Source organism: Ruegeria aquimaris (assembly GCF_025751555.1).
Lineage (GTDB): Bacteria > Pseudomonadota > Alphaproteobacteria > Rhodobacterales > Rhodobacteraceae > Ruegeria_B > Ruegeria_B aquimaris.
The window spans coordinates 42291-68220 of sequence record NZ_JAOWLB010000010.1 but is presented as its reverse complement, the minus strand read 5'-3'; the positions used below and the strand labels follow the sequence as shown (position 1 = coordinate 68220).

Below are 25930 nucleotides of genomic sequence, written 5' to 3'. Positions count from 1 at the left end.
TGCCAAGGATTCCAATGGCCCCGTCTGTGAATGCTCCGGATATTGCGACCTTCGAAGTGGCGCTTACCATGGCGATGCTTGTTCTGTCGCTGTTCTGCACCCATGCGTTGTGCCTGTCGCGCAAGGGGCTGGCGGTGCGCTGGCCGCTGGTTGCGTTCTTTGTACTGAACGCCATCAGCCTGTTGCGGTACATGTTGCGCGGGCTCGATCCGGGGATGGAATGGCCGCGGCTTCTTTTGCTGATGGAGCTTGGCAATATACCCGTCAACTTGGCGCAGCCGCCGCTGATTTGGTTCTATGTCTGCCTTCTGACCGGCGCCGGGCGTCCGACCCTCCGCAGGCGCCAGCTCTGGCACTTGCTGCCCGCGGCTCTGGCGGTGGGGTTTGCCGGGTTTTCCTTTTGCCAGCCGCAATCGACCTTTGACAACCTGATCCTTCCCTTTGCTGAGATGAGCTGGGTCGAGCGGGGGCTTGTTCTGGGTTTCTATCTGGCCACGGCGCTGTTTCACCTGATGGGGCCGGTCTTCAGCGTCATGGTGATCCGGCGGCTGATGCACTATCGCATCGCGCTAAAGGACCTCTTCGCCAGCACCGAGCGGCGCGAGATGCGCTGGTTGCGCTGGCTGGCGCTTATGTCGCTGGGATTCTGGTGCGTCAATATCGTCGAGGTGCTGCTGGAGGTGCTCGAGATCGGCTTTCACCCGGTCAATCCCTGGCTGGAACTGGCGGTCCTGGCTGCGGCGCAGTTCCTGTTGATCTGGGTGCTGGGCCTTTGGGGTCTACGGCAGAAACCAGGCCTGATGCCGCCCCCGCGCCTGTTGCCGCCGATGTCCGTGTTCACACCCGAGCCGATGCCGCCCGCGCCGCGCAAATACGGCAACTCGGCGCTCAGCGATGGCAGGATGGACCGTTTGAGCGACAAGATCCGCCTGCTGATGAAGGTCGAACACCTCTATCGCGATCCGGACCTGACGCTCTGGGATCTGGCGACCCGGCTGGGCGCCTCGACCAACCATGTCTCACAGGCGCTGAACGACAGGGTGGGGCAGTGTTTCTTCGATTATGTCAATGAATGGCGCGTGCGCGACGCGGCCATCCGGCTGTGCGGTTCGGAAACGGCGGTGCTGGATGTGGCCTTTGCCGTGGGGTTCAATTCGAAATCGGCGTTTTACAAATCGTTTCGTCGGGTGTTCGAGATGACGCCGATCCAGTATCGCCAACGCCATCGCCCGGCTTAGCCCCGGACCACAGCCGCGCCGCGATCAAACACCCGATCACGCCCAGCAGCGCCAGCACTGTCAGCGCCCCCTGCGGCGGGACGACGGTGGCCAGCCAGCCGGCCAGTGGATAGGCCAGCAGCCAGCAGGCATGGGAGAGCGAGAACTGCGCCGCAAACAGCGCGGGCAGATCCTCGGATCCGGCCGAGCGGCGCAACAGGCGGCCCGAGGGTGTCAGCGCCGAGGCAAAGCCGATGCCGCTCACGAACCAGGCCAGCAGCAGCGGCGGCGCGCTCAGACCCGTTAGAGCCACCCAGAGCGCCAGCGCCAGCCCGGTCACCGCCATCGCCGCGCCGCCCGCCAGCATGATTGGCCGGTCGCCCAGACGCGCCAGCAGCCGGGGCAGGGCAAAGGCCGCCAGCATCGAACCGCCGCCATAGGCCCCCAGCGCCAGCGCCACCATCCGGTCCGAACCACCCAGTTCGCTCTTGACCAGAACCACCGTGTTGACCAGCACCATGGCGCCGGGCATCGCCACGGCAAGGTTCAGCGCCAAAAGCCCGCGCAGCCGGGGGATCGAGAGATAGAGGCGCAGGCCCCGCAGGCTGCGCGTCGCCAGCCCGCCGCTGCGGCTGGTGCCGGGCTTGGGCAGAACGACCGAGACTACCAGCAGCGCCGAGCCGACAAAACCCAGCGCGGTGCCCAGAAACAGCGCGTTGAAGCTGACCAGCCCCAGCAGCAGCGCCGCCAGCGTGGGGCTGACGAGGCTTTCCAGATCATAGGTCAGGCGGCTGAGTGACAGCGCCTTGGTATAGTCCTCTTCCTCGGGCAGCAGGGAGGGGATGGTGGCCTGAAAGGCCGGGGTGAACCCGGCCGAGGCGGCCTGTAGCACGAAGATCAGCAGGTAGACCTGCCAGATCTCGGTGACCAGCGGCAGGCAGGCCGCCGCCGCCGCCCGCACTAGGTCCAGCGCGACCAGCACTCGGCGCCGGTCCATCGCCTCGGTCAGGGCGGCGGCGAGCGGCGAGAGAAACACATAGGCCAGCATCTTGATGGTGAGCGCGATGCCCAGCACCAGACCGGCGCGCGGCCCTGCCAGATCATAGGCCAAGAGGCCCAGCGCCACGGTGGCGAGCCCGGTTCCGGTCAGCGCCACCACCTGCGCGGCAAAGAGATGCCGGTAGGCACGGTGGCGCAGCACGTCGAACATGAGTGCCCTCTCTCAACCCATCATGGTCATTCGGCGGCGGTTGGGGGCGGCGTCTTGGGGCTGCCCTTGATGCGCTCGCGCACGCCCTGCATCACCGCATAAAGCACCGGCACCAGAACGACACCGATCACCGTCGCGGCCAGCATGCCGCCAAACACCGCCGTGCCGATCGCCTTCTGGCTGGCGGCACCGGCGCTGTTGGCGGTCAGCAACGGTACCACCCCCAGGAGGAAGGACAGCGCCGTCATCATCACCGCGCGAAAGCGCTGATGCGCCGCCTCGGCGGCAGCTTCGCGGATGCTCATCCCCTTGGCGCGCTGTTCCATCGCGAATTCCACGATCAGGATACCGTTCTTGGAGGCCATGCCGACCAGCATGATCATGCCGATCTGGGTATAAAGGTTGATATCCGACCCGACGATGGCGACCGCCAGCACCGCACCGAACATCGCGACGATGACCGACAGCAGGATCGAGACGGGCATCGACCAGCTTTCGTATTGCCCGACCAGGAACAGGTAACCGAACAACACCGCCAGACCCAGGATCACCTGGACCATCCCGCTCGAACTCAACTGTTGCTGCGCGGTGCCGGTCCATTCAAAGGCATATCCGGGGGGCAGGGCGTTGGCCGTTTCCTCGGTCATCACCTGGATCGCGTCACCGGTGGACAGGCCAGGGGTGGGAACCGCCGTCACCGTGGCGGAGCGGAACAGGTTATGCCGTTTGAGCAGCACCGGCCCGAGCACGTTTTCGACATCGACCAGCGTGCCCAGCGGCACCATCTCGCCCTTGGTGGAACGGACGTAGAGGTTGCCGATATCCTCGACCTTGTCGCGATAGCTGCCCTCGGCCTGGATCATCACCCGGTAGACCCGCCCGAACAGGTTGAAGTCGTTGACGTAATACGATCCCAGATGCGCCTGCATGGTCTGGAACACCTCGGCCACCGAGACTTGCAGAGTCTTGGCCTTTTCGCGATCCAGATCGACAAAGAGCTGCGGCACGTTCGCACGGAAGGTGGTGTAGCTTTGCGCGATCTCGGGGCGCTGGTTGGCGGCATAGACCAGCGAACCGACGGCCGAGGCCAGATCCTGGGCCGAGCCGCCGCCGGTCTGCTGAACCTCCATCTCGACGCCTGCCGACATGCCCAGGCCCTGGATCGGGGGCGGGTTGAAGGCCACGATCGAAGCCGCGCTTTCGCCCCAGGCGATGGCCAGGATCTGGTCCAGGATCGCGTTTGCGCTCAGATGCTCGTCTTGCCGTTCGCTCCAGTTCTTGAGGTTGACGATGATCATGGCGCCATTCGGGGTCACGCCGTTCAGCATCGAAAACCCGTTGACCAGAACAGTGTTGGCGACACCGTCAATGGCCCGGAACTGTTCGTTCAGCCGGTCGGTGACCGTTTCGGTCCGCGCCAGCGTGGCGGCGTCCGGCAATTGCACGTCGACAAACAGATAGCCGTTATCCTCCAGCGGCAGGAACCCTTTGGAGGTATTGCCGAACAGGGTCCCGGTTCCCACACCCAGCGCCGCGATGATGCCAAGCGAGACGACCGGCACGATCAGCAGCTTGCGCACGATGGCGACATAGCCGTCGCGGGTCTTGCCAATGACCCCTTCGAACAGGGCCAGGAGGCCGGTGGGCGGGCCGGAGCGGGCCTTGAGCACCAACCCGCAAAGGGCCGGCGACAGGGTCAGCGCGTTGATCGAGGAGATCACGACCGCGGTCGAAATGGTGATGGCGAACTGCGAATAGAGCCGTCCGGTGATGCCCGGCATGAAGGTGACCGGAACAAACACCGCCAGCAGCACCAGCGTGGTCGCGATCACCGGGCCGGTGATCTGGCCCATCGCCTTGCGCGTCGCCTCGGGCGGGCTCAACCCCTCTTCGGCGATGATACGTTCGACGTTTTCCACCACTACGATGGCATCGTCCACCACGATGCCGATGGCCAGCACCAGTGCAAACAGCGAAATGGTGTTGAGCGACATGCCAAAGGCCAGAAGAAAGGCGAAGGTGCCGATCAGAGAGACCGGGATCGCCACTGCCGGAACCAGTGTGGCCCGCCAGCTTCCCAGGAAGACGAATACCACCGACACCACCAGAACAAAAGTCAGCATCAGGGTCGAGACCACGTCATTCAGCGACTGTTCGACAAAGTCGGTGGTGTTGAAGGGAATCTCGTATTCGACATCGGCTGGAAAGGCCCGCGAGAGCCGTTCCAGCTCGGCGGTGACACGCTCGGACACCGCCAGCGCGTTGGCACCCGGCGCCTGATAGATCGCCAGGATCGTCGCCTGCTTGCCCTGGAAATATCCGGACGCGTTATAGAACTGGGCTCCCAGTTCGACACGGGCGATATCCCGGACCCGCACGATCGCCCCGGCATCGCCGGTCCTTACCACGATATTCTCGAATTCCTGGACCGAACTCAGGCGGCCCTTGGATTTGATCGTGTACTGAAAGGTCTGACCCTCGGGCGCAGGCGGTGCACCGATCTGGCCCGCCGATACTTCGAGGTTCTGTTCCCGGATGGCGCCGATCAGGTCGCCGGGGGTGATCCCCAATGCGGCCATCTTGTCCGGGTCCATCCACATGCGCATGGCATATTTCAGGTCGGTCAGCACGTCGGCCTTGCCCACCCCCTGAACCCGCGCCAGCGCGTCCTTGAGGTTGATCGAGGCGTAGTTCGACAGGAAAACGCTGTCATATGTGTCGTTGGGCGAAGTGAGCGTGACAACCATCAGCATGTTGGTCGAAGACTTCTGGGTCACCACGCCCGAATTCGTCACCTCGGTCGGCAGCGCGGACAGCGCCTGCGCCACCCGGTTCTGCACGTTGACCGAGGCGATGTCGGGATCGGTGCCGACCTCGAAGGTCACGCTCAGCGAATACGATCCGTTGTCGGCCGAGCTGGACGTCATGTAGAGCATGTCGTCGACGCCGTTGACCTGCGCCTCGATCGGGGCGGCCACCGCGTTTTCAACCGTTTCCGCGTTGGCGCCGGTATAGTTGGCCGAGACACTGACCACCGGCGGTGTGATATCCGGGAACTGGGCGACCGGCAGGGCCATGTAGCCGATGGCCCCCATGATGGTCAGAACCAGAGAGATGACAAAGGCCAGTTTCGGCCTGCTGATGAAAAGCGCCGAGAACATGGCTTATTCCTTGGGCTGTTCGGCGGCCACGACGGCGTCGACGGCCACACCGGGTCGGACGCGTTGCAGGCCTTCGACGATGACGCTTTCACCTTCGCGCATGCCGTCCAGCACGATGATGGCGTTGCCGACCGTGTCGCCGGTGGTAACATAGCGTTGTTCGACCATCTGCTTGTCATTGACCACCAGCGCAAACTCGCCGCGCTGGTCGCGCTGCAAGGCCGCCTGGGGGACCAGGACCTGTGTTGTCGGCTCCAGCGCCGAAATGCGCACATGCACAAAGGAGCCGTCCACGATCAGCCGTTTCTCGTTGGCGAATTCGGCGCGCAGGATAATGGCGCCGGTCAGCGGGTCGATCCGGTTGTCGATGAACACGATACGTCCGGTTTCATCCAGGTTGGTACCGTTGGGCAGGGTCACATGCACATCGGGGCTGCGCTGGCTATGGGCCAGGCTGTCCGTGGTTTCCCCCAGTTCCTGAAGCACATTGACCAGCTGTTTTTCGTTCAGGGCGAAGCTGACATAGATGGGCGTCTCGCGCACCAGGGTCACAAGCGGAGGGTTGCTGGGCCCCACCACATCGCCTTCCGAGGTGGCGACGCGCCCCATGCGGCCCGGGAAGGGCGCGCGGATCTCGGTATAGCTGAGGTCAAGCTCGGCCTGCTGGATCGCCGCTTGCGCCGATTTTACCGCCGCTTCGGCCACCAGTTCGTTGGCGCGGGCGATATCGACCTCGGAGGCCGGGGTTGCCTCACGCCGCAGCAATTCTTCCTTGCGCGCCAGTTCCACCTTGGCCAGTTCCAGATTGGCCTGGGCTTTGTCCAGGTCCGCCTTGCGGGCGTCAAGCGTCGCTTGATAGAGGTCGGGTTCGATGCGGAACAGCAGGTCATTCTCGTTCACAAGGCTGCCATCCTCGACCTTGCGCTCTTCGAGAAAGCCGTTCACGCGGGCCACGATATCAACCTTGTCGATGGCTTCGCCCCGGCCGATAAACACCGCCTCCTGCGTGATGTCCTGCGAATAAGCGGCAGCCACGGATACTTTGGGGGCGGGTTGGTCGGACGATTGCGCCGATGCGGAACAGGCAAGACCAAGGCCCAGTACGAGAGAGAGGGTCGTTGCCCGCCGCCCCGCGCCCGCTCTGGAAAATCCGAAAAAGGAAAAAGTGCCTGGCATGGAGAACCTCTTCAATAAAGTGTCTTGGCCGATATCGCCCGGGTTCGCCGATCTGCGCTCCGAGTCGATCAGGGTTTGTATCGACAATGACCGCAACGGCCGGAATTCTCAAGCAAACCGTGACCTTGTATGCCAGGGCGCGGTGTGGGGTTCCCTGCGGGGTTGGCGGGGTCTAGTCTTGACGGATCTGAAGAAAGCGGGAGACCGCCATGAGCAGGCCCGATGACGGCAGGCATTTTGTTTTTGTCCTCGACGAAGGCTTCACCATGCAGGCGTTTTCTTCGGCGGTCGAGGCGCTACGCCTGGTCGAGCGGGTGCGTCCGGGCTCGGGCTATACCTATAGCGCCGCCAGCCTGTCGGGTGAGCCTGTGGCAGCCTCGAACGGGTTCCGGCTGATTCCTGATTTTGCCGCCGCGCAGGTGCCGCCCCGGTCTGTTGTCGTGGTCGTGGCAGGCGTGCGCGCCAATCGCAGCGCGGAACCGGCGCTGGCGGCCCTGATCCGGCGTTGGGTGCGCCGGGGGCACCCGGTCTGGGGCATTTCGTCGGGCGTGGTGCGGCTGGCGCAGGCGGGCATTCTGGACGGTCGCCGTGTGGCTGCCCATTGGGAGGACGTCGCCTATCTGCGCGATTGCCACCCGCAGGTCAAAGTCAGCGCCTCCTTGTTCCTGACGGATGGCCCGATGATGACCTGTGCGGGGGGCGGGGCCGCGACCGACATGATGCTCAGCGTGCTGCGGCGCGATCTGGGCGCCGAGGTCGCCGACGAAATCGCCGCCCGGCTGGTGATCGACGCGATGCGCAGCGGTCAGGTCCAGCAGCGGCGCGCGCTTGAGATGCGGTTCGAGACGGTTGATCCCGTCGCCTTTGCCGCCCTGCGCCTGATGCGCGCCAATCTGTTCTCGCCGATGCCCATCGCCGACATAGCGCGCGTTCAAGGGGTAAGCGAGCGCAGGCTCGAGCGCGTCTTTGCGCAGCAGTTCGGCAAGACGCCCAATGCGCTCTATACGGAACTCCGCCTGACCGAGGCGCGGGCCGAGGTGCAGACGGGCCGTCGCAGCCTGACCGAGATCGCGCTCGACTACGGCTATGGTCCGGCAGGGTTCGGCCGTGCATACAAGCGGGTGTTCGGCCTGTTGCCATCGCAGGATCGTTTGTCGAATTAGATCAATCAGTGTGTCGTTTCTGATCAAGTTGGTTTCGAGCCCCTGTCGTAGGTTAAGCTCGATACCGATGGAGGTCCAATGACCCAACCCCTGATTATGGTTGCCCCAAACGGGGCGCGGCGTGGCAAGGAAGATCATGTCCGCCTGCCGCTCGACCTCGTAGAGATCGTGGCGGAGGCCCGCCTCTGCCACGCGGCCGGGGCCGATGCCTTGCATCTGCATATCCGCGACACATCCGGTATGCACTCGCTGGATGCGGGCCTCTATCGCGAGGCGCTGACTGAACTGGCGCGCTCCGTGCCGGGCATTGCGGTGCAGATCACCACCGAGGCGGCGGGTATCTACAGCCCGACCGAGCAATATGCCTGTCTCGACGCGCTGCGCCCGGCCTGGGCCAGCGTCTCGCTGCGCGAAATCGCCCGCGATCCGGATCTGGCACCGCGCCTTTATGCACTGGCCGCCGATCAGGGCATCCGCCTTCAGCATATCGCCTATGACCGCGGCGATCTGGACCTGTTGGCGCAGAGCCGGGCGACGGGCATCATCCGCGCCGAGCAGGACGAGGTGATCTGCGTACTGGGCGCCTATGCGCCGCCGCGGGCGGGGCGGCCCGAGGAACTGGCCGCACTTGCCCCGGCGCTGGATGGTTTGCGGCTGGGCCTGTGTGCCTTTGGTCCGCAGGAACAGGCCTGCCTGCTGGCCGGAGCGCGCGCGGGTGCCGAGGTCCTGCGCGTCGGCTTTGAAAACAACTTGCTGTCGCCCGATGGCACCCCCTGGCCCGATAATTCCGCCGCGGTGGCATCCCTGCGGCATCATCTGGAAAGGAAAGCGGCATGAGCCATGTCTTCCCCCGTCACTGTCACGCGCAACTGCCCACTGCCGTGGGCGGCGAGGGCTGTTACCTCATAGACAGCACCGGCAAGCGCTATTTCGACGCCTCGGGTGGGGCGGCGGTGTCCTGCCTTGGCCATTCCAACGACCGCGTGAAACAGGCGATCAAGGATCAGGTGGACCGGCTGGCCTTTGCCCATACCGGCTTTTTCACCTCTGATCCGGCCGAGGATCTGGCCGATCTCTTGATCGCCAACGCGCCGGAGGGAATCGAGCGCGTCTATTTCGTCTCGGGCGGATCCGAGGCGATCGAGGCTGCGATCAAGCTGGCGCGGCAGTACTATCTGGAAGTGGGGCAACCCGAACGGCGCCACCTGATCGCCCGGCGGCAGAGCTATCACGGCAACACGCTGGGGGCGCTGGCGGCGGGCGGCAATGCCTGGCGGCGGGCGCAGTTTGATCCGCTGTTGATTGGGGTCAGCCATATCGCGCCTTGCTATGAATATGCCGAGCGGGCCGAGGGCGAGAGCCTCGCCGAGTATGGACGCCGCGCCGCGGACGAGCTGGAGGCCGAGATCCTGCGGCTGGGCGCTGACACGGTGATGGGGTTTATCGCCGAGCCGGTGGTGGGCGCAACCCTGGGTGCGGTGCCTGCGGTCGAAGGGTATTTCGCCCGCATCCGCGAGATCTGTGACAAGTATGGCGTGCTCCTGATCCTGGACGAGGTGATGTGTGGCATGGGGCGCACCGGTCATCTCTTTGCCTGCATGGGCGAGGGAGTGCGGCCCGATATCGTCACCATCGCCAAGGGGCTGGGGGCGGGCTACCAGCCGGTGGGGGCGATGCTGTGCTCGGGGGCGATCTATGACGCCATCGCCAGTGGCTCGGGCTTTTTCCAGCACGGGCATACCTATATCGGCCACCCGGTTGCCACCGCCGCCGGGCTGGCGGTGTTGCGTGAGATGCTGGAGCGTGACCTGCCTGCGCGGGTGCGGGCGCTGGAACCGGTCATGGAACGGGAGTTGCGCAAGGCGTTTGGCCAGCATCCCAACGTGGGCGACATCCGAGGCCGGGGGCTGTTCTGGGGCGTGGAGCTGGTCGTCGATCGCGATGGCAAGGTGTCGTTTGACCCGGCGAAAGGCGTGGCGGGCAAGCTCAAGAAAGCCGCCATGGCGCAGGGGCTGATCTGCTACCCGATGCCCGGGACCCGTGACGGGCGCAATGGTGACCACGTTCTGCTGGCGCCGCCGTTTGTCATGGCCGAGGCGGATGCCGGGCTGATCGCCCAAAGACTTCAGGCCGCACTTGAGGACGTGTTGCGTTGACAAGCACAGCGGCTGAACGGGGCAGGAATTTGTAGTAAATTCCTGTCTCCAGCGCCTTGGAAAGGCGCTGGAACACGATTTGAATCAAATCGTGTTTACAAGGTTTCGGTGAAACCTTGTCGTGCGGTCAGGACCGCACGCCGGAAAACCGCTGCTGCCAGTCTTCGCGATCCTCGTCCGAGATCTTGGCAAACAGGACTTCGGGCACCGTGAAGGCGTGACCCGGGGCCAGAACGCTCAGCGCGCCTGCAACATCCTCGGGCCAGCTGTCGTCTGTCGTCTGCATCGCCTCCAGCATCCGCGCCGAGGAGGCGGGAATGAACGGGGCCGAGAGCACCGCGTAAAGCCGGATCAGGTTCAGACCCAGCCGCACCTGCGCCGCCGCCTGCACCGGGTCGGTCTTGAACAGGGTCCAGGGAGCGGCGCTTTGCAGATACTCATTGCCTGCCGCCCAGATCGCGCGCAACTCCTGCGCCGACTTGCGGACCTCCATCGCCTCCATATGCCCCTCGTAGGCGCGCACCCGCGTCGTCAGTTCCGCGATCAGCGCCTCTTCCTGCGGGCCATAGGTGCCGCCCTCGGGCACTTCCTCGCCGAACTTCGAGCGGCAGAACTTGGTGATCCGGCTGACGAAATTGCCCAGCACATCGGCCAGGTCCTTGTTCACGCTGGCCTGGAAGTTCTCCCAGGTGAATTCGCTGTCGCTGTTTTCCGGCGCATGGGACAAGAGCCACCAGCGCCAATAGTCGGCGGGCAGGATCTCCAGCGCCTGATCCATGAACACGCCACGACCCTGCGAGGTCGAGAACTGACCGCCATCGTAATTCAGGTAGTTGAAGGATTTCAGGTGATCGACCATCTTCCACGGCTCGCCCGAGCCGATCAGGGTGGCCGGAAAGCTCAGCGTGTGGAAGGGCACGTTGTCCTTGCCCATGAACTGCACATAGCGCACGTCATCCGCACCCTTGTCGGTGCGCCACCAGCGTTCCCATTCCGCGTCGCTCTTGCCATGCGCCTGGGCCCATTCGCCCGCGCAGGCGATGTACTCGATCGGCGCGTCGAACCAGACATAGAAGACCTTGCCCTCCATCCCCGGCCAGTCCTGCTCGCCCTTCTTCACCGGGATGCCCCAGTCCAGATCGCGGGTGATGCCGCGATCCTGCAAGCCGTCGCCGTCATGCAGCCATTTCTTGGCGATCGAAGTGGTCAGCAACGGCCAGTCGGTTTTCGAGTCGATCCAGGCGTCGAGCTGATCCTTGAGCGCAGACTGACGCAGGTAGAGGTGCTTGGTCTCGCGCACCTCCAGATCCGTCGATCCGGAAATGGCCGAGCGCGGCTCGATCAGGTCGGTCGGGTCCAGCTGCTTGGTGCAATTCTCGCACTGGTCGCCGCGCGCCTTGTCGTAACCGCAATTGGGGCAGGTGCCCTCGATATAGCGGTCGGGCAGGAACCGGCCATCGGCATTGGAATAGACCTGCCGCTCGCTCACTTCGCGGATCAGGTCGTTCTCGGCCAGCTTGCCTGCGAAATGCTGGGTCAGCCTGTGGTTCTGCGGGCTCGAAGAGCGCCCGAAATGGTCGAAGCTCAGGCCAAAGCGGCGGGCGATATCGGCCTGTACCCCGTGCATCTCGGCGCAATACTCGGCAACCGGCTTGCCCGCCTTGGCAGCTGCCAGCTCGGCGGGGGTGCCGTGCTCGTCGGTGGCGCAGAGGAACATCACCTCATTGCCCCGGCCGCGCTGATAGCGCGCATAGAGATCGGCGGGCAGCTGCGAACCCACCAGATTGCCGAGGTGCTTGATCCCGTTGATATAAGGGATCGCCGAGGTGATCAGAATACGTGCCATAGTCCCACTTCCGCGAAAATCGTGTGGGCTTCCTTTAGCGCAGGCGGGCAGGGGGAGAAATCCCCCTTTTCGGGGCAGGCCCTTAATTCTCTTCGCGCGAGCGTTTCAGAAGGCGCCCGATGGTGAACGAGGTCCGGGGCGAGAACACATAGCTGGTGCGCTCCTCGGGCGTGGGCCGGGCGCGCATGCGGGTCAGGCCAAAGCCGATCAGGAACAGATGCGCGGTGGCGATCAGGCCAAAGAGCGCGGGCGGTCCGAACCCTTCGATCAGGGTCGAGGCAAGGTAAGGCGCGGCGATGGCGCCGAGCGCGTACCAGAACATCAGCGCCGCCGACAGTTCCACGCGCTGTTCCGAAGTGGCGAAGTCGTTGGCATGGGCCGCCGAGATCGAGAAGATCGGGAAGGAAGTAAAGCCGAACAGCCCCGCCGCCAGCATCACGCCCAATGTGCCGGTGTCACCGGCCGCCGCGATCACACCACAGGCGCCCATCGCCGCGACCGAGACCCAGATCAGCACCCAGCGGCGGTCATACTTGTCGGCCAGCCACCCGACCGGGTATTGCGCCGCTACCCCGCCCAGCACAAAGGCGGCAAGGAAGAAGGCGATCTGGTTCACCGCCAGCCCAACCTCCTGACCATAGACCGGTCCGACCATCCGGAACGAGGCGGAACTGACGGCGGCCACAATCACACCGGCGACGGCGAGCGGCGAACAAGCCCAGGCCAACCCGGGCCGCAGACGCGGGGCGTCGGGGGTTTCGGGCTGGGACGCCTTGCTCAGCGTCAGCGGCAGAAGCGCCGCACAGCACAGGATCGCCAGCAGGTTGTAGGACACGTAGGCGGCAGGCGGCAGCACCGCGATAATCAGCTGCGCACAGAGCGAAGCGCCGGAATCGGCGATCCGGTAGGTGCCCATGGCGCGACCACGGATCTCGTTGGTTAGCTTGGCGTTAAGCCAGGCCTCAATCACCGTATAGCAGCCCGCGACGCAGATGCCCGACGCGACCCGCATCACGGCCCAGGCATAGGGATCCTCGGTCAGGGTATGGCCGATCAACCCCATGGCGCCCAGGGCGGTGCAGGCGGCAAAGGCGCGCGAATGGCCGACCGACCCCATCAGGCGCGGCGCCCACCAGCATCCGATGAAAAAGCCGAAGAAATGCGCCGAACCCAGCATGCCGATCTCTCCTTTGGAGAAACCCAGCGTGAAGCCTGAAATCGCATCCAGCGGCCCGACACCGCCGGTCGAGAGTTGCAGCAGGATGACGGACAGGAACAGGGCGGCAAAGGAAATGATTGTGCGCATGGTCTTGGCTGGTAATGGGGCGGGGCAGAACTGTCCTCTGATTTATCGACGTTTTGAGGTCGATTTCGACCCTTTTGTCATTCCGCGCGCCGGATCGTGGCGGTTATGTCCAGGTCGACCCGGTCCCGCACGATATCGGCGCGGCCCGATGCGCCAAAGGCACGGCGGCTGATACTGCCAGTCAGCCGGATTTCGAGGAGATCCAGATCCTCGGGCGGGCTTCCGGGCTGACGGTAAAGCGCCGCTCGCAGCGTCACGGGCCGGGTGACATCCCGGATGGTCAGGTGGCCGACGATTTCGGCGCCCTCAGAGATTCGGCCTTCGGGTCCAAGTCTGACGCGGGCCGAAACAAACCGAATCTCGGGATAGCGTTCGGCCCACAGGACCTCGGGTCCCAGCATCGCCTGCCGCGCCAGCGGCAGCGCGACCCGGGCCTTGGCGACATCAAGCGTGACATCGACATTGCTGCGGCTCAGGTCATTGAGATCGACCAGCACCTCGGCGCGGGCCACCGGCATGGTGCCGCGCAGCCGTGTCCCGGCAAGATCGAAGCTGAAGCCGACCTCGGACCGGTCTTGATCCAGAACATAGCGGACCGGGGCGGCGGCCGCAGGTCGCCACGCGGGCAACAGCAGGAAAACGGAAAGCAGGGCGCGGCGGGTGAGCAGGGGCATGGAACGACCTCCTTTGTGCCCTTGTCCGGAGAGATGTCAGGCGGGAACCGCCTGTGCCCGCGGCCGGGACCGCGACAGCAGCCAGAGCGCGATGGCGATGTTGAGTGCGTTCCAGGCGATGCCGTTTATGAAGGCGAGCTGATAGCTGGAGGTCAGATCGTAGATCCAGCCCGACATCCAGCCGCCAAGCGCCATGCCCAGAATGGTCATCATCAGGACAAAGCCCACCCGGGCACCGGCCTCGCGCGGAGGCATGTATTCGCGCACGATCAGTGCATAGCTGGGCACGATGCCGCCCTGGCTCAGACCAAAGAGCGTGCTGATCACGTAAAGCGGCACCATCCCGTCATAAGGCAGGAACAGGAACAGCGCCGCGCATTGCAGCACCGAGCCGATGAGCAGGGTCCTGAGCCCGCCCAGGCGGTCGGCGACAAGGCCGGACACGATCCGGCTCACCACGCCACCCAAGAGCATCAGCGACAGCATCTCAGCCCCCACCGCCGGGCCATAGCCCAGCCCGACGCAATAGGACACGATATGGACCTGAGGCATCGACATCGCCACGCAACAGCCGATCCCGGCGATGCCCAGCAGGTATTGCAGCGGCCGGGGGCCGAGCCCGACACTGCGCGCGTTGACCTGAGCGGTGGCGGCGGCGGCCAGATGCGCCTCGTCCGGCAGCCTGCGGCGCAGCACCAGCGACAGCGGGATCACCACCGCCAGTGTCAGCACCGCCAGCGACAGATACACCGCCTGCCAGCCGCGCCCGGCCAGCACATCGGCCATCAGGGCAGGCCAGATGGCACCGGCCAGGTAGTTGCCGCTGGCCACCACCGCCACGGCAATGCCGCGCCGGCGCATGAACCAGTGCGAGATATCCGCCATCAGCGGCCCAAATCCGATCGCGGTGCCCAGCCCCATCAGCAGATGCGTCACCGAGAGCAACAGGATGGTTGGTGCCAGGGTCGCCAGCAGATAGCTCAGCGCCGACAGCAGCGCCGCGCCGATCAGGGCGCGGGTCACGCCCATGCGGTCGACCAGACGTCCCAGCCACATGTTGCCAAAGGCAAATCCGATCATCGTCAGCGTATAGGGCATCGACGAGGCTGCCCGGCCGGTGCCGAATTGCGCCTCGATCGCGGGCATCACAACGATCACCGCCCACATACCGGCAGAGGATACCGCCGCTATTGCCAGGGTGATGGCAAGGCGGAACCAGGAATAGGCGCTGTCGTGAACCGGATGTGTCATGCCGGCACGCTAGGGCCGGTCAAGCAAATGCACCAGTGACTTTTTCGGCATCGCAAAGCGCCCGGTCGCTGCTCCGGGCGCGCTTGGGTTTGCGGCAAGGGCCATCTGTCCGCGTCACGCGCGTGTCACATGCAATATCTATGCCGTGAAGAACCGGACAGACCCGCAACCTCCCCTTTGTTGCGGGCCTGACGCTTGGTGAGTGGCGATGTTTCGCTAACACACAAGTAGCAAACGGCAGCGGCAGGTGCCAAAGCTCAAGGGGATAGCGCCGCTATACCAAAGGATAGTGCCTAATCCGATCGTTCAGCCGCAAGGGGCACTGACTGCCGCAGTTTTCCGGTGGTCTTGTCAAAGATCAGGATGCGGTTGTCATCGGTGACAACCGCGTACCAATTGGATCCGATGGTCACGGCAAGCGCCCGGGCCCCGTCCGGCAATTCGACCTGTTCGGGCAGTGTCGGGGTTCTGTCGCTCAGGCGGATGACAATCAGCGCGAATGTTACTAGAACCCCGCCAATCATCACCGCGGTCAATGCCATGACCATGCGCCGCAGCAGTTTCAGCTGCGGGGTTTCCTGCGGTATCTCGGGATCGGAAGGAACGTTCATGGGCACCCGCATCGTGGAATTCGACATCGCGGCCGCACCGCCGCCCCGCCTTGATAAGGCGCTTTCTCGCGATGTGCCAGACGCCGCCGCCCTGTCGCGCACGCGTCTGGCCCGGCTGATCGCCGAAGGGGCCGTTTCGGTCGACGGGCAGGTGATCACCGACCCCAAGGCGCGCATCGACGAAGGCGCCCGGGTGAAGATCGCCATCGAGGAAGCTGATGAGAGCCATATCGCACCCGAACCCATCTTGCTCGACGTGGTCTTCGAAGACGATGATCTGATCGTGATCGACAAGCCTGCCGGGCTGGTGGTGCATCCGGCACCCGGCACGCCCTCGGGCACGCTGGTCAACGCGCTGCTGGCCCATTGCGGCGACAATCTGTCGGGGGTGGGCGGCGTGAAACGGCCCGGCATCGTGCACCGGATCGACAAGGACACCAGCGGCCTCCTGGTAGTGGCCAAGAGCGACGCCGCGCATCACGGCCTTGCGGCCCAGTTCGAGGCGCATAGCGTCGATCGCCACTATTCGGCGCTTTGCTATGGTGTGCCCGATGGCAGCGATCCGCGCCTGCGCGGGGTGAAAGGCGCCAGTTTCGAGCCGGGCAATGTGCTGCGCCTGACCACCCAGCTGGCCCGGCACCCGCATGACCGCCAGAAACAGGCCGTGGTCTTTCATGGCGGCCGCCACGCGGTGACACGGGCGCGGGTGGTCGAAAGCTTTGGCGCCCCGGCAGCGGTCTCGCTGATCGACTGCTGGCTGGAAACCGGCCGTACCCATCAGATCCGTGTGCATATGGCTCATGCCGGGCACGGACTGCTCGGTGATCCGGTCTATGGCGGGCGGCGCAAACTGTCGCCAAAGGCGCTGTCGCCCGAGGCGGTCGAGGCGGTGGCGGGTTTTCCCCGCCAGGCGTTGCATGCCGCCAGCCTGGGATTTGAACATCCGGTTACCGGCAATGCGATGCAGTTCAACTCTCCGCTGCCGCAGGATTTCGAAACCTTGCTCGACACCCTGCGGGGACGGTGAAACAATCCGCACGTCAAGGTGATGTCCAAGGTCTCACATTTTCTTAATCGAAGCTTAATATCACTACTGTACCGGTTGGGACTTGAATGGGCTATAAAGGTGACCCATATCCTATGTTAAGTCCTTAAACATTATGGGAGGGACACGAACAATGGCGAATTATGCAAATCTCCCGGCGCCTACGCCCGAAGGCGGCCTGAACCGTTACATGCAGGAAATCCGCAAGTTCCCGCTGCTGGAACCGGAAGAGGAATACATGCTGGCCAAGCGCTGGGTCGAAGAGCAGGACAGCGCGGCGGCCCACAAGATGGTCACCAGCCACCTGCGGCTGGCGGCCAAGATCGCTATGGGCTATCGCGGCTATGGCCTGCCGCAGGCCGAGGTGATTTCCGAGGCCAATGTGGGCCTGATGCAGGCGGTCAAGCGGTTCGACCCTGAAAAGGGGTTCCGTCTGGCGACCTATGCCATGTGGTGGATCCGTGCCGCGATCCAGGAATACATCCTGCGCTCGTGGTCGCTGGTGAAGCTGGGCACCACCAGCGCGCAAAAGAAGCTGTTCTTTAACCTGCGCAAGGCCAAGGCCAAGATCGGCGCCCTCGAAGAGGGCGATTTGCATCCCGACAACGTGCGCCAGATCGCCAAGGACCTGGGCGTGAGCGAGGATGACGTGATCAGCATGAACCGGCGCATGTCGGGCGGCGACGCGTCGCTGAACGCGACCGTGGGCGCCGAGGGCGAAGGCTCGATGCAGTGGCAGGACTGGCTCGAGGATGAGGATGCCGATCAGGCCACCGATTACGAAGAGCGGGATGAGCTGGAGGCGCGGCGCGAGTTGCTGGTTGCGGCGCTTGACGTGCTGAACGACCGGGAAAAGGACGTGCTGACCCAGCGCCGCCTGATGGACCAGCCGGTGACGCTGGAAGATCTGAGCGCGCAATACGGGGTCAGCCGCGAACGCATCCGCCAGATCGAGGTGCGCGCCTTTGAAAAGCTGCAAAAGCGCATGCGCGACCTGGCCCGCGAAAAAGGCATGCTGATCCCGGCCTGACCGGCCCGCAGGTGAGTATTTATGGCGGAATGAAGAGAGGGGCCCGGTGGGGCCCTTCTTTGTGCGCAGACGCAGATCAGACACGACTTCGCATTTTGTATCGACCCTGCCGGTATTCTGTGCTGCGGTCCCGTGTTCCGCGCCTTATGCGCAAGTGGTGCAGGAACAACCCGCCACGGTTTTGCTTTCGGTATGATTGTTGTGTTGAGGGCCAAAACCATCATTCTTCGTTTTGACTAGTGTGGGGCACTGATTGTCATAAGACAGATTTGCCTGACCATGGAACCACCGAAGACAGACTGCGCGGGGGATTTATGAGAGCGATTTTGTTGCTGATAGGAATTGCTTTGCCGCTCCTCACGGCGTGCGCAACGGGCAACCGAACATTCGAGCAAATACCTTCTTATGCACCGGAACAGCCGACGCGAACGAAACTGGCGCGCGCGGTACGGGAACTTGGTGATCCGGGCGACGGGCGCTCGGGAGTTAAGCTCATAGGAAACGGCGAGGAAGCTTTTGCGGCACGCCTGGCGCTGGCTGCGGCAGCGGAAAGGACGATAGACGCGCAATACTATCTTCTGCACAATGACCTGACCGGACAGGTCTTTGCATGGAGCCTGCTGGAGGCCGCGGATCGCGGGGTCCGGGTTCGCCTCTTGCTCGATGACATGGATACCAAGGGGTACGATGCCGCGACTGCCGCCTTGGATTCTCATGAGAACATCGAGATTCGACTGTTCAATCCTTTCTGGCGAGACCAGAGCCTGATCGTAGCGGGCCTCACGGATTTCAGGCGGATCAACCGACGCATGCACAACAAGTCGATGACCGCCGACAATGCCATGTCCATCGTGGGCGGCAGAAACGTAGGTGATGAATATTTCCTTGCCAAAAGGGAAATGAACTATGCTGATCTCGACGTTCTTGTGGCGGGACCTGTTGTCGGGGAGGTTTCGAACAATTTCGATGCGTTCTGGAACAGCAGTTTCGCGGTGCCAGCACGGGCCGTCGTTGGCGAACCTGACGAGTTAGGGTTGGAGGATGCGCGCGCTCGGCTCGCAGAGATCATAGGTGACGCGCGGAAGACGGAGTATGCCGATGTCGTGCGCGAGGCCGGACGCCAGAATTTCACTCCCTCCACGCTGAAGCTCAGGTGGGTTCCTGCGAAGATGTATTCTGATCCGCCGTCGAAAGCTGCCGGCAAGAATAGCGGCGAAGAAATCCTTGCGTCTCAGTTGACGCGGTACTTTGTCAATGCGCAATCCAAGGTCGAAATAATATCGGCCTATTTCGTACCGCGCAGACCTGGCACGGATTGGCTTCGCGAGCTTGAGGCGCGTGGGGTGGAGGTGACTGTTGTTACCAACTCACTGGCATCGAACGACGTAAAACCGGTCTATGCACATTACGCCAAGAGCCGTCGCAGCCTGCTGGATGGTGGTATCGAACTGTACGAACTGAAACCCGATGCAGATCAGGAACAGCAACGCGGTATCAACTGGGGCGAGTCCCGATCGGGCCTGCATGCCAAAGCTTTCACCGTTGACGACCGATATCTGTTCGTCGGCTCGTTCAACTGGGACCCAAGATCCGTGAACATCAATACAGAAATGGGGATCCTGATCGATTCAACTGCGTTCACAAGTGAGACGTCGGCAGCTCTGCGGCAGGTCTTGAAGAATGAAACCTATGTCGTAGGGTTGTCCGAGGGCGGGCGAATGTCGTGGACGGAAACGATACAAGGCAACAGGCATAGAATCTACTACTACGAGCCTACCGGATCGTTCTGGGAAAAGGTTGTATCGGGAATCTACGCCGTGCTTCCTATCGGATCGCAACTCTGAGTATCCGGCCGGTCCGACTTTGGCCTGTCCCTAACGCAACCTGGCGCGCAGGACGCGGACCATGTTCTCGCCCATCACCTTGCGGATCTGGTCTTCACTCACGCCCGCATCCAGAAGCGCCGAGGTAAGCGCCGCCAGTTCAGACGTGTCGAAAGCAGTTTCCACCGAACCGTCATAGTCCGACCCAAGCGAGACGTGATCGGCGCCCACTGTCTCGATCGCCTTGACGATCATCCTGGCGATACCGGTGGGGGTGATGTCGTCACAGGCGACCTCGGCCCAGTAGCCCATGCCGATCACCCCGCCGGTGGCGGCGATCTCGCGCATCAGCTCGTCGGGATAGTTGCGTTTCACCGGGCAATGGCCGTGCAGCCCGCCATGGCTGACCACCAGCGGCATGTCGGTCATCGCCAGCACGTCGCGCGCCACCTGCTGGCTGGAATGGGCCAGGTCGATCACCACCGGGCGGCGGGCCAGTTCCGTCACCACCGCGCGCCCGAATTCGGTCAGGCCGGTATCGGCCTCGCCATGCAGTGAGCCGCCCAGTTCGTTGTCGAAGAAATGTTGCAGCCCATAGACCCGGTGCCCGGCGTCATAGATCGGGTCGAGATTGGCCAGATTGCCCTCGAGCGGATGCGCCCCCTCGATGCCCAGGATGCCGCCCACCACCTCCTCGCCGCGCGCCTTGGCGGCGAGCACCTGCTCCAGATCGGCGGCGGTCTTGATGATCTTGAGGCGCCCATCAGATGCGGCCTCGACCTTGTGCAGCTTTTCGGCCTGCCAGATCGCCCGTTCGCGCAGGCTGGTCCAGGTGCGCAGCGGCCAGAGCTGGCCCACCGCCAGCAGGGTGATATTGTCGAACGCCTCGGCCGAGTTGCTGTCATAGTTCAGTCCGGCGGGCGATTTCGTAACGGCGGTAAAGACTTGCAAGGCCACGTTACCTTCGAGCAGGCGCGGCACATCGACCTGGCCCCGGCTGCCGCGCTGGCTCAGATCGCGGCTCCACAGCAGCGGGTCGGCATGCCAGTCGCCCACGATCAACGTCCTGTGCAGGGCGGCGGCGCGGTCGCTGACCGGATAGGGCGCGTGGTCGATCACGTTGTTCGATGTGTCCTCGACATAGGCGGGCAGAAAGCCGAAGAACCCCACCGCCCCGATCACCACCGCCAGCGCGATGAGCTGCGCCACCCATTTCAGAACCTTTCGCATGATCCTCTCCCTGATGCGATTTGGCGCCAGCCTATGCCGCGAACATGTCAGGACAAAGACTGACCCTGCGTCGGGCCCTCGGATTCGCGCGGCGGTATGGCAACGTCCGACCCCGGCAATCATCGGGGCGCTTCATCGCCCGGTCGCCGCAAGAACGGCATGCTTCATGCGTCGGGGTCCAGGAACAGTCGACCGTGTTTTCAGCGGGCCGGGACATCAAGGCTCGGGACCGTCATTGCGCTTGATCACGGATTGCGGGAAGCTGGAGAAATTCAGCGCAGTGGAGCCCGATGAAAAACGCGCAACAACCGCATACCGTTGGCGGCCGTGAACACCCGCTGGACCCGGTCTTGCGGGCCCGTTTGCATCTGTCCGAAGAAAACCGGTTGGGCCTGGGGGTCGTGCGCTCTTGCCTGAGCGCGACCGATGCGATCAGTCGGCTGCTATTCCGCCAACCCTTCATCGCCTTGCGCGAAACCGAGGATCTGCTGGACGAGATTGCCGGACTGGGCGGCAAGGCGTTGGTCGAGCATATTCTGGGCCGCGACGGGGGGACGACGGTTTCGGCCCCTGGCATGGAAAATGTCCCGGCCACGGGACGTGTGATCATCGCCGCCACACATCCCACAGGGATGTTCGATTTTGTCGCCCATGCAGGCGCGCTGCTCGCCCGGCGGCCCGATTTGAAGGTGGTCGCGAACCGGGAAACCGAGCGGTTCCTGGGCAAGGACAGCATCGTCGCGGTGGATATCGACAAACGCAACCGCGCGGTGTCCGCCGGCGCCACCCTGGCCGCGATGGAAGCGCATCTGATGGGTGAGGGCGCGTTGCTGGTGTTCGGATCGGGGCGAGTGCCAAGCTTGCGGAACGGTCGGCTTGTCGAACCCGCGTGGCGCAGCGGCACAACCCGCATGTCGCTGCAATGCCAAACGCAGATCGTGCCAGCGGCGCTGGATGCGCGAAACACCGGCTATTACTATGGCTTGCGCAGGATCGCACAGTTTGTCAGCGGCGGTGACGAACATTTTGGTGCCATGGTCGGTTCATTGCGTTATGCGGCAGAACTGCTGGCGAAACTGGGCGGCTCCTACGATGTGTTCTATGGTGCGCCACACCCGCCCGGCACGCGGCCCGAAGATCTGAAGGCCAGCGCCGAGGCGCTGGTGCCGGGGCTCTACTGGACCGGCGCGCATGGTCAGTCGCCCATGTGACCCGAGCGGCAGGGCTTTGCAAGGCCCGGCGCGGGGGATAGTCTCAATGCCAGAGCGGAGGTGAAACATGGCCGGAGGCTGGGCCCGCGACGGCGCGGTGAGCGAACAGATCGAGGCGTCGATTTCCGACGAACTGGCGCGCATGCAGGCACGCCGCGCGCCGGTGGGCGAGAGCCTGACCCATTGCGCCGAATGCGAAGAGGAGATCCCCGAGCCGCGTCGGCAGGCGATCCCGGGGGTGAAACTGTGCCTCGATTGCCAGCAGGAACGCGACGGCGCCTACAAGGCACGCGGCGGCATCAACCGGCGCGGTTCCAAGGACAGCCAGCTGAAGTGACGCCGGATCAGGCCGCGTTTTTCCGGCCCGGCCCGATGCCGCCGATGCGGTCGAGCAGGGCCAGGACCTGCTCCACACCCTCTCCGTGCCGGACCGAGGTGAAAACGAAGGGCCGTTCGCCGCGCATCCGCGCGGCGTCCCGTTCCATGACACCCAGATCGGCCCCGACATAAGGCGCCAGATCGGTCTTGTTGATCACCAGAATATCAGACCTCGTGATCGCGGGTCCGCCTTTGCGCGGGATCTCCTCGCCAGCGGCTACGTCGATCACATAGAGGGTCACATCGGCCAGTTCCGGGCTGAACGTCGCCGACAGGTTGTCGCCGCCGGATTCGATCAGCACAATTTCGATATCCGGATGACGCCGCTCCATCTCGGCGACGGCAGCCAGGTTGATCGAGGCATCCTCGCGGATCGCGGTATGCGGGCAGCCGCCGGTCTCGACGCCGATCACCCGGTCCTGCGGCAGGATTTGCATGCGCATCAGCGCCTCGGCATCCTCCTGCGTGTAGATGTCATTGGTGATCACACCGATCGAGTGGGTGTCACGCAGCGCGCGGGCCAGCGCGGCGGTCAGGCTGGTCTTGCCCGCGCCCACCGGGCCACCGATGCCGACGCGCAGGGGGCCATTCATCTGGGTCATGTGCGGAATATCCTCGGTTCCTGGGTTTCGTGTTGCATGGCCGCGATCTCGGCCAGAAAGGCGGTGCCGGACAAGGCTGACAGATCGGCGGCAAGCGCCGCCTCTGCCCGCGCGGCGCAGAACGGTGCCATTTGGTGCACCAGCGCCTGTGCCGCGCTCTGGCCCAGCGGCATCAGCCGTTGCGTTGCCGAGACAAGGTTCGAGACGAAGGCATGCAGATACATCTTCGCCGTCAGGTCCACGGGCAGGTCCGCCGCGCGCGCGGCGCGGCCAATTGCGACCGGATAGGACAGGTCGCCCTCGTGACTTCCCCAGATCTTTGACGTGATCCGGACAAAGGCCGCGCCTTGCTGAAGGGTTTCCAAGCGGCGTTCGGCGGGTCCGGCAAAGGCGCGCGCCATCGCGTCGATATCCAGCACCTCGTCGCCGGTGCCTGCGCGCCAGGCCGCGACAAGAAACAGGCTATCGGACCAGCCCGAACCGAAGTCGAGCAGGTCATGCAACCAGTCTTGCAGGTCTGCGACATTCGCCACGGCGCCGGTTTGAACCAGCCGCTCCAGCCCATGCGAATAGGCAAACGCGCCTACCGGATAGGCGGGCGACAGCCATTGCATAAGCGTCAGCAGATCGATGTCAGTGGCCGTTTGCATGCGCGTGCCCGTGACTGTGCCCATGGGTGCGCCCGTGCCCATAGGCTCCACCCTCGGGGGTAAAGGGCGCGTTGACCTCGGTCACACTTGCACCGAGCCTTTCAAGCATGTCGCGGATCACGTGATCCTGCCGGATCAGCAGCCGGTCCGCCTCGATCTGGCAGGGTGTGTGCCGGTTGCCGATGTGCCAGGCCAGCCGGGTCAGGTTGTCGCCCGTGATGGCCAGCAGGGGTTCGTTTGCGGCGACAACCTCGATCAGGCGCCCGTCGCCAAGCTCGAAGGCGTCGCCGCCGTCCAGCGATGTGGTCTGTGCCAGATCGACAAGAAAGTCCTCGCAATGCAGGGTGGTCAGCATCTTGCGGCGCAGGAACCGGTCTTCGTAAGTGAGCAGGACAGACCCGTCTGGCTCGCTCCACTCACCACAACGGCGAATACTCTGGCTGGTGACGACTTGCATCTCGGCTCCCTTCAAAACAAGAAATAGCGTTGCGCCATCGGCAAGACTTCGGCGGGCTGGCAGGTGAGCAGTTCGCCATCCGCGCGCACCTCGTATGTTTCGGGATGGACCTCCACATGGGGCAGGGCGTCGTTCAGCCTCAGATCCCGCTTGCCGATATTACGGGTGTTGCGGACGGCCAGCGTCTGCTTGGCCAGCCCCAGTCTTGCGCGCACGCCATCGGCCTGCGCCGCCTCGGAGACGAAGAGCACGGCCGAATGCTCGACCGAACGGCCATAAGCGCCCCACATCGGACGACTGTACACAGGCTGCGGCGTCGGGATCGAGGCGTTGGGGTCGCCCATCTGGGCACAGACGATGGTGCCGCCCAGCAGCACCATTTCCGGTTTGACCCCGAAGAAGGCCGGGTTCCAAAGCACCAGATCGGCGCGCTTGCCCTCCTCGATGCTGCCGATCTCATGCCCGATCCCATGCGCAATCGCCGGGTTGATCGTGTATTTCGCGATATAGCGACGGACACGGAAATTGTCGTTATCGCCGCTTTCCTCGGCTAGTCGGCCGCGCTGTTTCTTCATCTTGTCGGCGGTCTGCCAGGTGCGGATCAGCACCTCGCCCACCCGGCCCATGGCCTGGCTGTCGGACGCGATGATGGAAAACGCGCCCATGTCGTGCAGGATATCCTCGGCCGCGATGGTCTCGCGCCGGATGCGGCTTTCGGCAAAGGCCACATCCTCGGGGATCGACTTGTCGAGGTGATGACAGACCATCAGCATGTCTAGATGCTCCTCGACCGTGTTCACGGTAAAGGGGCGCGTGGGGTTGGTCGAGGAGGGCAGAACATGCGCCTCGCCGCAGATCCGGATGATATCGGGGGCATGGCCGCCGCCTGCACCTTCGGTGTGGAAGGCGTGGATGGTACGGCCCTTCATGGCCTTGACCGTATGTTCCACGAAACCGCTTTCGTTGAGCGTATCGGTGTGGATCATCACCTGCACGTCCAAGGCATCCGCCACCGACAGGCAACAGTCGATCGCGGCGGGCGTAGTGCCCCAGTCCTCGTGCAGTTTCAACGCGCAGGCCCCGGCCAACACCTGTTCCTCCAGCGCTGCGGGCAACGAGGCATTGCCCTTGCCCGCAAAAGCAAGGTTCATCGGAAAGGCATCGGCCGCCTGCAACATCCGCCCGATATGCCAGGGGCCGGGGGTGCAGGTGGTGGCCAGCGTGCCATGCGCGGGGCCGGTGCCGCCGCCCAGCATGGTGGTGAGGCCGGAATGCAGCGCGTCCTCGATCTGTTGCGGGCAGATGAAATGGATATGGCTGTCGAACCCGCCTGCGGTCAGGATGCGGCCTTCGCCCGCGATCACCTCGGTTCCGGGGCCGACGATGATGTCGACGCCAGGCTGGGTATCCGGGTTTCCGGCCTTGCCGATCTTGTGGATGCGCCCATCCTTGAGGCCCACGTCCGCCTTGTAGATGCCGGTCCAGTCGACGATCAGCGCGTTTGTGATCACGGTATCTACGGCGCCCGCCGCGCGCGTGACCTGAGCTTGCCCCATGCCGTCGCGGATCACCTTGCCGCCGCCGAACTTGACCTCTTCGCCATAGGTCGTCAGGTCGCGTTCAACCTCGATGATCAGATCGGTATCGGCCAGCCGCACCCGGTCGCCCGTGGTGGGGCCGTACATGGCGGCGTAGTCCGCGCGGGAGATAGTGGTGGGCATTTCGTCCTCACG

The 25930-nt window shown here is 63.9% G+C and carries 22 protein-coding genes; 9 read left to right on the top strand and 13 right to left on the bottom strand.

The features are described from left to right. Positions 1–14 precede the first annotated feature (14 nt). On the top strand, positions 15–1238 hold the full coding sequence (locus tag OE747_RS14410) for a helix-turn-helix domain-containing protein (protein WP_263829272.1): 1224 nt from the start codon (positions 15–17) through the stop codon (positions 1236–1238). Here OE747_RS14410 and OE747_RS14405 read toward each other — a convergent pair. The 3 genes from OE747_RS14405 to OE747_RS14395 are packed head-to-tail and all read right to left on the bottom strand — an operon-like array spanning position 1150 to position 6764. Next, positions 1150–2427, bottom strand: coding sequence for an MFS transporter (locus tag OE747_RS14405; protein ID WP_263829271.1), 1278 nt, complete (start codon positions 2425–2427; stop codon positions 1150–1152). The genes OE747_RS14410 and OE747_RS14405 overlap by 89 nt on opposite strands. Before the next feature lie 26 nt (positions 2428–2453). Then, on the bottom strand, positions 2454–5588 hold the full coding sequence (locus tag OE747_RS14400) for an efflux RND transporter permease subunit (RefSeq protein WP_263829270.1): 3135 nt from the start codon (positions 5586–5588) through the stop codon (positions 2454–2456). Between the two features lie 3 nt (positions 5589–5591). Beyond that, positions 5592–6764: an efflux RND transporter periplasmic adaptor subunit gene (locus OE747_RS14395; RefSeq protein WP_263829269.1), complete on the bottom strand. Its 1173-nt coding sequence runs from the start codon at positions 6762–6764 to the stop codon at positions 5592–5594. A 209-nt stretch (positions 6765–6973) separates the two neighbouring features. On the opposite strand from OE747_RS14395, the gene OE747_RS14390 reads away from it, so the two are divergent. The 3 genes from OE747_RS14390 (at position 6974) to OE747_RS14380 (ending at position 10083) form a co-directional block, all read left to right on the top strand. Further along, on the top strand, positions 6974–7927 hold the full coding sequence (locus OE747_RS14390) for a GlxA family transcriptional regulator (protein WP_263829268.1): 954 nt from the start codon (positions 6974–6976) through the stop codon (positions 7925–7927). Positions 7928–8005: 78 nt separating this feature from the next. Beyond that, a complete protein-coding gene (locus OE747_RS14385; protein ID WP_263829267.1) occupies positions 8006–8764 on the top strand; it encodes a BKACE family enzyme in 759 nt (252 codons plus the stop codon). Next, positions 8761–10083 carry an aspartate aminotransferase family protein gene (locus OE747_RS14380; protein ID WP_263829266.1) on the top strand — a complete coding sequence of 441 codons (1323 nt, stop codon included), beginning with the start codon at positions 8761–8763 and terminating at the stop codon, positions 10081–10083. The genes OE747_RS14385 and OE747_RS14380 overlap by 4 nt, the downstream gene beginning before the upstream one ends. Before the next feature lie 127 nt (positions 10084–10210). Here OE747_RS14380 and metG read toward each other — a convergent pair whose 3' ends face one another. The 5 genes from metG to OE747_RS14355 form a co-directional block, all read right to left on the bottom strand. Then, positions 10211–11929: a methionine--tRNA ligase gene (gene metG, locus OE747_RS14375; RefSeq protein WP_263829265.1), complete on the bottom strand. Its 1719-nt coding sequence runs from the start codon at positions 11927–11929 to the stop codon at positions 10211–10213. Positions 11930–12011: 82 nt separating this feature from the next. Continuing rightward, positions 12012–13235 (bottom strand): MFS transporter, encoded by a 1224-nt coding sequence (locus OE747_RS14370; RefSeq protein ID WP_263829264.1) that lies wholly within the window; start codon positions 13233–13235, stop codon positions 12012–12014. A gap of 77 nt (positions 13236–13312) precedes the next feature. Further along, positions 13313–13909 carry a YceI family protein gene (locus OE747_RS14365; protein WP_263829263.1) on the bottom strand — a complete coding sequence of 199 codons (597 nt, stop codon included), beginning with the start codon at positions 13907–13909 and terminating at the stop codon, positions 13313–13315. 36 nt (positions 13910–13945) lie between these two features. Continuing rightward, complete coding sequence (locus OE747_RS14360) at positions 13946–15160, bottom strand: MFS transporter (protein WP_263829262.1); 1215 nt, start codon at positions 15158–15160, stop codon at positions 13946–13948. A gap of 293 nt (positions 15161–15453) precedes the next feature. Next, positions 15454–15771: a DUF6476 family protein gene (locus tag OE747_RS14355; RefSeq protein ID WP_263829261.1), complete on the bottom strand. Its 318-nt coding sequence runs from the start codon at positions 15769–15771 to the stop codon at positions 15454–15456. Between OE747_RS14355 and OE747_RS14350 the strand changes: the two genes are divergently transcribed. The 3 genes from OE747_RS14350 (at position 15770) to OE747_RS14340 (ending at position 19690) form a co-directional block, all read left to right on the top strand. Further along, on the top strand, positions 15770–16798 hold the full coding sequence (locus OE747_RS14350; RefSeq protein WP_263829260.1) for an RluA family pseudouridine synthase: 1029 nt from the start codon (positions 15770–15772) through the stop codon (positions 16796–16798). The two genes, OE747_RS14355 and OE747_RS14350, sit on opposite strands and share 2 nt — an antisense overlap. Before the next feature lie 151 nt (positions 16799–16949). Continuing rightward, positions 16950–17846: an RNA polymerase sigma factor RpoH gene (gene rpoH, locus OE747_RS14345; protein ID WP_263829259.1), complete on the top strand. Its 897-nt coding sequence runs from the start codon at positions 16950–16952 to the stop codon at positions 17844–17846. 314 nt (positions 17847–18160) lie between these two features. Then, the gene (locus tag OE747_RS14340; protein ID WP_263829258.1) at positions 18161–19690 is read left to right on the top strand and encodes a phospholipase D family protein; all 1530 of its coding nucleotides are present in this window, start codon (positions 18161–18163) and stop codon (positions 19688–19690) included. A 30-nt stretch (positions 19691–19720) separates the two neighbouring features. Here the strand turns inward: OE747_RS14340 and OE747_RS14335 are convergent, their stop codons facing one another. Continuing rightward, positions 19721–20899: a dipeptidase gene (locus tag OE747_RS14335; protein ID WP_263829257.1), complete on the bottom strand. Its 1179-nt coding sequence runs from the start codon at positions 20897–20899 to the stop codon at positions 19721–19723. A 290-nt stretch (positions 20900–21189) separates the two neighbouring features. Between OE747_RS14335 and OE747_RS14330 the strand changes: the two genes are divergently transcribed. Both OE747_RS14330 and OE747_RS14325 read left to right on the top strand, forming a co-directional pair. Beyond that, positions 21190–22110, top strand: a complete 921-nt coding sequence (locus tag OE747_RS14330) for a 1-acyl-sn-glycerol-3-phosphate acyltransferase (protein ID WP_263829256.1) — start codon at positions 21190–21192, stop codon at positions 22108–22110. 67 nt (positions 22111–22177) lie between these two features. After that, positions 22178–22447, top strand: coding sequence for a DksA/TraR family C4-type zinc finger protein (locus tag OE747_RS14325; RefSeq protein ID WP_263829255.1), 270 nt, complete (start codon positions 22178–22180; stop codon positions 22445–22447). Positions 22448–22454: 7 nt separating this feature from the next. On the opposite strand, the gene ureG is transcribed toward OE747_RS14325, so the two are convergent. From ureG to ureC, 4 genes are read right to left on the bottom strand one after another with little or no spacing between them, the layout of a single operon-like run. Further along, positions 22455–23090 carry an urease accessory protein UreG gene (gene ureG, locus OE747_RS14320; RefSeq protein ID WP_263829254.1) on the bottom strand — a complete coding sequence of 212 codons (636 nt, stop codon included), beginning with the start codon at positions 23088–23090 and terminating at the stop codon, positions 22455–22457. Then, on the bottom strand, positions 23087–23740 hold the full coding sequence (locus OE747_RS14315) for an urease accessory protein UreF (RefSeq protein ID WP_263829253.1): 654 nt from the start codon (positions 23738–23740) through the stop codon (positions 23087–23089). Before OE747_RS14315 ends, ureG begins: the two co-directional genes overlap by 4 nt. Continuing rightward, on the bottom strand, positions 23724–24197 hold the full coding sequence (gene ureE, locus OE747_RS14310; RefSeq protein ID WP_263829252.1) for an urease accessory protein UreE: 474 nt from the start codon (positions 24195–24197) through the stop codon (positions 23724–23726). Before ureE ends, OE747_RS14315 begins: the two co-directional genes overlap by 17 nt. Positions 24198–24208: 11 nt before the next feature. After that, the gene (gene ureC, locus OE747_RS14305; RefSeq protein ID WP_263829251.1) at positions 24209–25918 is read right to left on the bottom strand and encodes an urease subunit alpha; all 1710 of its coding nucleotides are present in this window, start codon (positions 25916–25918) and stop codon (positions 24209–24211) included. Positions 25919–25930: the final 12 nt, after the last annotated feature.

Excerpts from the sequence above, each read along its gene's own strand:
- OE747_RS14410 (WP_263829272.1), top strand. The coding sequence starts at position 15 with ATGGCCCCGTCTGTGAATGCTCCGGATATTGCGACCTTCGAAGTGGCG.
- OE747_RS14405 (WP_263829271.1), bottom strand. The coding sequence starts at position 2,427 with ATGTTCGACGTGCTGCGCCACCGTGCCTACCGGCATCTCTTTGCCGCG.
- OE747_RS14400 (WP_263829270.1), bottom strand. The coding sequence starts at position 5,588 with ATGTTCTCGGCGCTTTTCATCAGCAGGCCGAAACTGGCCTTTGTCATC.
- OE747_RS14395 (WP_263829269.1), bottom strand. The coding sequence starts at position 6,764 with ATGCCAGGCACTTTTTCCTTTTTCGGATTTTCCAGAGCGGGCGCGGGG.
- OE747_RS14390 (WP_263829268.1), top strand. The coding sequence starts at position 6,974 with ATGAGCAGGCCCGATGACGGCAGGCATTTTGTTTTTGTCCTCGACGAA.
- OE747_RS14385 (WP_263829267.1), top strand. The coding sequence starts at position 8,006 with ATGACCCAACCCCTGATTATGGTTGCCCCAAACGGGGCGCGGCGTGGC.
- OE747_RS14380 (WP_263829266.1), top strand. The coding sequence starts at position 8,761 with ATGAGCCATGTCTTCCCCCGTCACTGTCACGCGCAACTGCCCACTGCC.
- metG (WP_263829265.1), bottom strand. The coding sequence starts at position 11,929 with ATGGCACGTATTCTGATCACCTCGGCGATCCCTTATATCAACGGGATC.
- OE747_RS14370 (WP_263829264.1), bottom strand. The coding sequence starts at position 13,235 with ATGCGCACAATCATTTCCTTTGCCGCCCTGTTCCTGTCCGTCATCCTG.
- OE747_RS14365 (WP_263829263.1), bottom strand. The coding sequence starts at position 13,909 with ATGCCCCTGCTCACCCGCCGCGCCCTGCTTTCCGTTTTCCTGCTGTTG.
- OE747_RS14360 (WP_263829262.1), bottom strand. The coding sequence starts at position 15,160 with ATGACACATCCGGTTCACGACAGCGCCTATTCCTGGTTCCGCCTTGCC.
- OE747_RS14350 (WP_263829260.1), top strand. The coding sequence starts at position 15,770 with ATGGGCACCCGCATCGTGGAATTCGACATCGCGGCCGCACCGCCGCCC.
- OE747_RS14355 (WP_263829261.1), bottom strand. The coding sequence starts at position 15,771 with ATGAACGTTCCTTCCGATCCCGAGATACCGCAGGAAACCCCGCAGCTG.
- rpoH (WP_263829259.1), top strand. The coding sequence starts at position 16,950 with ATGGCGAATTATGCAAATCTCCCGGCGCCTACGCCCGAAGGCGGCCTG.
- OE747_RS14340 (WP_263829258.1), top strand. The coding sequence starts at position 18,161 with ATGAGAGCGATTTTGTTGCTGATAGGAATTGCTTTGCCGCTCCTCACG.
- OE747_RS14335 (WP_263829257.1), bottom strand. The coding sequence starts at position 20,899 with ATGCGAAAGGTTCTGAAATGGGTGGCGCAGCTCATCGCGCTGGCGGTG.
- OE747_RS14330 (WP_263829256.1), top strand. The coding sequence starts at position 21,190 with ATGAAAAACGCGCAACAACCGCATACCGTTGGCGGCCGTGAACACCCG.
- OE747_RS14325 (WP_263829255.1), top strand. The coding sequence starts at position 22,178 with ATGGCCGGAGGCTGGGCCCGCGACGGCGCGGTGAGCGAACAGATCGAG.
- ureG (WP_263829254.1), bottom strand. The coding sequence starts at position 23,090 with ATGACCCAGATGAATGGCCCCCTGCGCGTCGGCATCGGTGGCCCGGTG.
- OE747_RS14315 (WP_263829253.1), bottom strand. The coding sequence starts at position 23,740 with ATGCAAACGGCCACTGACATCGATCTGCTGACGCTTATGCAATGGCTG.
- ureE (WP_263829252.1), bottom strand. The coding sequence starts at position 24,197 with ATGCAAGTCGTCACCAGCCAGAGTATTCGCCGTTGTGGTGAGTGGAGC.
- ureC (WP_263829251.1), bottom strand. The coding sequence starts at position 25,918 with ATGCCCACCACTATCTCCCGCGCGGACTACGCCGCCATGTACGGCCCC.